Here is a 4,757-nt window from a genome sequence, read left to right as displayed (position 1 = left end):
CGGCGACCAGTACGGACAGCAGCAGTACGACGCCCGTGATGAGCGCGAAGCGGCCCCGCGCGGTGCGCAGGTCGCGGAGAGCGAAGAACATGGGGGTCCTCTCGTGGTGGTATGCGTCCAGGTTCGTCGCCGGCCGGGTCTCCCGAATCGCCCGAGCGGATGGTCTCGCGCACCCGGACGGTCGATCGCCGCATCCATCCTTCGATGGATGCCCGGGGCGACGGCAACGGCTAGCGTCGACCGGGTGACCGGCCCTTCCCGCCCCCGAGCGAGCGCAGAGCTGCCTCCCGAGTCGGCCGCGGTGCGCGCGGTCTTCACCCAGCTCCAGGTGGCCCTGCACACCCTCGTGGCGGCCCTGCTCGCGTTCACTCTGGTCAGCGCGCACCGGGACACCGCCGGCGAACCGGACCTCGTGGCGGTGGCGGCCGCGGTCGGATTCACCGTCGTGTACCTGGCGGGGACCGTGTGGGACCACCTGCACGGAACCGGCCGGACCACGAGGCTGTGGTGGCTCGCCGCGGTGTTGGCGCTGTGGTCGGTCCTGGTGGTCCGGGTGCCGGAGGCCGCCTACCTGGCGTTCCCGCTGTTCTTCCTGGCCCAGTTCCTCCTGCCCGTGTGGGCCGGGGTCGCGGCGGTCGCGGCACTCGCAACCGTGGCGGTGATGGCTCTGGGGATGCACGGGGGGTTCACCCCCGCCGGGGTCGTGGGCCCCGCGGTGGGGGCGCTCGTCGCGGTGGGCCTGGGCACCGGTGTCCGGGCGCTCGACCGGGAGTCCCGGGCACGGCGGGAGGTGATCGCCGAGCTGGTCAGGACCCGCTCCGAGCTGGCTCGACACCAGCGCGAGGTGGGCCGCGAAGCCGAGCGGGCCCGCCTTGCCGGCGAGATCCACGACACCGTCGCCCAGGGGCTCGCGAGCATCGGGATGTTGCTGCACGCCGTCGAGCGCGCGGACCCCTCGCACCCGGCAGTCGACCAGACCCGCCTCGCGCGAGAGGTGGCCGGCGAGAACCTCACCGAGACCCGCCGCCTGATCGCCGCGCTACGCCCCGCTCCGCTCGACGGCGTGTCGCTCGCGGGCGCACTGGGCCGCGTCGCGGAGCGGACCCGCGCGGAGCATCCGGGGATCGAGGTGACCGCGGACTGCTCCCTCGAGGTCGACCCTCCCCCCGAGGTCGCCGCCGTGCTCGTCCGCGTGGCGCAGGAGGCGTTGGCGAACGCGGTCACACACGCCTCACCCTCGAGGGTCGAGGTGACGCTGACCGGGTCATCCACCGCGGTCGCGCTCGAGGTGCGCGATGACGGTCGGGGTTTCGACGTGGCCGCGCCGCGGCCCACCGCATCGTTCGGTCTGGACGGGATGGCGCGTCGGGTGTCCGGGCTGGGAGGAGAGTTCGACGTGAGCTCCGAGACCGGCGCGGGGACCACGATCCGCGCCGTGCTCCCGACGGTGGTGGGAGGCTCGGGGACATGACGACGACGAGCGTGCGCGTTCTGATCGCGGACGATCACGCGGTGGTCCGGACAGGCCTTCGCGCGTTGGTCGCGTCGGACCCCGCCATCGAGGTGGTGGCCGACGTCCCCACCGCTGACGGCGCTGTCGAGCGGGCGCGGATCGGCGACGTGGACGTGGTGCTCATGGACCTGCGCTTCGCGGGTGACGCCTCCGCGGGGGTCAGGGCGACCCGGCGACTCCGCGCACTCGGGTCACCACCGCAGGTCCTGGTCCTGACCAGCCACGACACCGATGCGGACATCATCGGGGCGATCGAGGCGGGGGCCTGCGGCTACCTCCTCAAGGACGCCGGTCCCGACGAGCTGCTGGCCGCCGTCCGCGCCGCGGCGGCCGGGGAGAGCGCGCTCTCCCCCACCGTCGCCGCCACTCTGATGAACCGGCTGCGCGACCCACGGCCGGTGCTGACCGATCGCGAGGTGGACGTGTTGCGGGCGGTGGCGACGGGCGAGACCAATCGGCAGGTCGCGGCGTCCCTGAACGTGTCGGAGGCGACGGTCAAGACGCACCTCGTGCACGTCTTCGACAAACTCGGTGTGACGTCCCGGACGGCCGCGGTGGCCAGGGCCCGCGAGCTCGGGGTGGTGTAGCGGCTACGGCGTGACCTGACGTCGGCGTGATCTTCGGTCGATACTCATCCGCCCACCTCGCCGGAGTTCCTAAGCTCGTCCCATGCGGAGACTCCCCTGGATCATCGGCGCTGTCGTCGTCATCGTCGTCGTCGCGCTGATCGCGGCGCCCTACCTCTACAAAGCCGTGCGTGGAGGTGACGACGCGCCGGCCGCGACCGTCTCCGTCGACGGAGCCGAGGAGGCGACCGGCACCCTGGAGGGCACGTGGGTGGTGGTGCCGGGGACCGCGCCCAACGAGACGACTGCCGGGTACACGGTCAACGAGATCCTGCGCGGGGAGCCGGTCACCGTCGTCGGCAGCACCGACCAGGTGAGCGGCCGGGCGGTCGTGTCCGGGACCACCCTGGAGTCCGCATCGTTCGACGTGCAGGTGGCGGGAATCGAGACGGACATCGACCAGCGCGACGCCCAGGCCCGCTCACCCCAGATCCTCGATGCCGGGTCCCATCCCTCGGCGACACTCACCGTGGCCGAACCCGTGGATCTGGCTGCGGTGCCGTCGGACGGCACAACGGTGTCGATCCCGATGGTGGTCGAGCTGACGATCAAGGGCACGACCGTCCGTGAGGACATTGAGGTGACCGTCCTACGGACGGGCGACGCCCTGATCGCCTCCGGCGCGGTCCCCCTCACCTGGGCCGAGGTCGGGGTCGAGCCGCCGAGCCTCGGCTTTGTCGCCGTGGAAACGTCCGGAACGATCGACTTCCTGGTGAGCCTGGCCCGGCAGTAGCCGTGCCTCGGTCTGAGGAGGTCCGATCTGCTCTCGCAGTCCGATCTCCATACGCACGACGTAGGCGATGAACGCGACGGGGATGACGGCGCTCCACGCCCACGCCGACCCTGCGGCGAGAGCGAACACCACCGTGGACGCCACACCGTACGCGGCGATGAGGCCACGGATCGACGCGATGCACGTCGTGATGGTCCGTTCGCTCCACCTCGTTCGCCAGAGTTGCACGGATCCTGAAAGCTCGGCCGCCAGGAAGAGCATCAGGCTCAGGGTGAGCAGCATGAAGTGAGCGGGGAGTTCCTCCGGACGCAGGCTGCCCTCGGTCGGGAACACACTCCTCCACGCTCCGACCGAGACACCCACCGCGCACAGGAGCAGCAGTACGACCATCGGGATGGCATAGGACGGCGACAGCGGATCCCATCTCTGCGACCTGCGGGCACGTCCCGGTTGTGGTGTGGTCACTCGTCTCCCCGCCTCGTCGTTGATCGCATGTCGGTCCTCTCCCGGTTCTTCCGATCGGTTCGACGGTTCGGAGGGGCTGCTCGGTTCCATCAGTTCGGGCCGGGCCCACCTGGCGGTGTCCGGCGGCCGACAGCAGCAGACGGTCAGCGGTAAACGTTCAGCTCGTCGCCACCTACCGGACACGGACCCGGCACCCGACCCTCCTACGGGCACCTGGTCAGTCACTCAGTCATTGCCCAGGAAAGGCCCCCGATGCGCTCACGGACCATCAGCTCAGGCGTCCTCACGGTCGCCCTCGCCGCCGGCGCGGCGCTGGCGATACCCGCCACCAGCGTGGTGACGTCGCCCTGGCCCTTCGACCCGCTGACGATCACCCCCGTCGCGCTCGGTGGCGCCTTCGCCGAGGACGACGACATGTCGGGCGTCGACATCGCGGCCGACGGCACCGCCTACGTGGTGAACAACGGCACCGGCACGCTGTACGTCCTGGCCCACGACCACAGTGCAGGCACCTACTCGCTCGCCCGCACCTTCGTCCTCACCTACCCCGACGGTTCGGGCCTACCCGATTCCGAGGGCGTCACCGTGGGGCCGGACGGCGTGATCTACGTGGCCACCGAGCGCAACAACGACGCCGGCAGCACCAGTTGCCCCTCGATCCTGCGCTTCGTCCTGCCCACCGACCGCGATTCCGGCACGCTCAGCGCCACGGACGAGTACTCGCTGACCTCCCTCACCGGGCCGATCGGCGCGAACGCCGGCCTCGAGGCCATCGAATACCTCCCCGAGGCGTTCGGCGGAGCCTTCGCCGTGGGCGTCGAGGGGACCGGGAAGGTCCACTTCGTGCGGCTGGGTGACGGAGGTGCGGTGACCGAGATGCAGACGTACACCTCACCGTTCACGGGCGTGATGGCGCTCGACCACGACGAGGTGTCCGGCGTCCTGCGGGTGCTGTGTGACGAGGTCTGCGAGGGACGCTCGGTCGAGATGACCTTCGACGGGACCGGGTTCGTCACCGACGGCACCCTCTACGCCCGGCCGGTCGGCATGCCCAACCTCGCCAACGAGGGTTTCGCCTCCCACCGCGAGACCGTCGAGTGCCTCCTGGGAGGCGCCACCGGCACCACCGAGCGGGTCAGGTTCCTGTGGGCCGACGACGCGGCCACCGCAGGGGTCGGTCTGCGCACCGCCGTCTCCGAGGCCGGTGAGTGCACGGTGGAGGACGACGACACCGTTGACGGGTCGCTCGACGACCTGGACACGGTCCTCGGTTCGCTCGCGGGCCTCAGTCCGGTCTTCGGATCGTCGGGCGACGCGCCGACCCTGGTGCCGACCCTTCTTCCGTCCCTCTGAGCCGGCACGATCGGCTCTGACGCACCGCGGCAGGGCCCGGCCACCATCCAGGGTGGCCGGGCCCTGC

At 71.2% G+C, this 4,757-nt stretch carries 5 protein-coding genes; all 5 read left to right on the top strand.

Features of this window, described 5'->3' with window-relative positions; genetic code table 11:
* Window positions 1–244 precede the first annotated feature (244 nt).
* The 5 genes from G6022_RS14215 to G6022_RS14195 all read left to right on the top strand — a co-directional run bounded on the left by G6022_RS14215 (window position 245) and on the right by G6022_RS14195 (window position 4,690).
* Window positions 245–1,471, top strand: a complete 1,227-nt coding sequence (locus G6022_RS14215; protein ID WP_182691824.1) for a histidine kinase — start codon at window positions 245–247, stop codon at window positions 1,469–1,471.
* On the top strand, window positions 1,468–2,100 hold the full coding sequence (locus G6022_RS14210) for a response regulator transcription factor (RefSeq protein ID WP_182615932.1): 633 nt from the start codon (window positions 1,468–1,470) through the stop codon (window positions 2,098–2,100). The genes G6022_RS14215 and G6022_RS14210 overlap by 4 nt, the downstream gene beginning before the upstream one ends.
* 82 nt (window positions 2,101–2,182) lie before the next feature.
* A complete protein-coding gene (locus G6022_RS14205; protein ID WP_182610157.1) occupies window positions 2,183–2,872 on the top strand; it encodes a YceI family protein in 690 nt (229 codons plus the stop codon).
* Between the two features lie 67 nt (window positions 2,873–2,939).
* A complete protein-coding gene (locus G6022_RS14200; protein ID WP_182610156.1) occupies window positions 2,940–3,161 on the top strand; it encodes a hypothetical protein in 222 nt (73 codons plus the stop codon).
* Window positions 3,162–3,589: 428 nt separating this feature from the next.
* Window positions 3,590–4,690, top strand: a complete 1,101-nt coding sequence (locus G6022_RS14195; protein WP_182615931.1) for an esterase-like activity of phytase family protein — start codon at window positions 3,590–3,592, stop codon at window positions 4,688–4,690.
* Window positions 4,691–4,757 lie beyond the last annotated feature (67 nt).

Source organism: Dietzia sp. Cai40 (assembly GCF_014145165.1).
In the GTDB taxonomy this organism is placed as follows: Bacteria; Actinomycetota; Actinomycetes; order Mycobacteriales; family Mycobacteriaceae; genus Dietzia; species Dietzia natronolimnaea.
Note: the sequence above shows the minus strand (reverse complement) of the source record. Positions and strands in the feature narration are given on the sequence as shown.

What these genes read in the sequence shown, in the direction of transcription:
- G6022_RS14205 (WP_182610157.1), top strand. Translation starts at nt 2,183, where the DNA reads ATGCGGAGACTCCCCTGGATCATCGGCGCTGTCGTCGTCATCGTCGTC.
- G6022_RS14200 (WP_182610156.1), top strand. Translation starts at nt 2,940, where the DNA reads ATGAACGCGACGGGGATGACGGCGCTCCACGCCCACGCCGACCCTGCG.
- G6022_RS14210 (WP_182615932.1), top strand. Translation starts at nt 1,468, where the DNA reads ATGACGACGACGAGCGTGCGCGTTCTGATCGCGGACGATCACGCGGTG.
- G6022_RS14195 (WP_182615931.1), top strand. Translation starts at nt 3,590, where the DNA reads ATGCGCTCACGGACCATCAGCTCAGGCGTCCTCACGGTCGCCCTCGCC.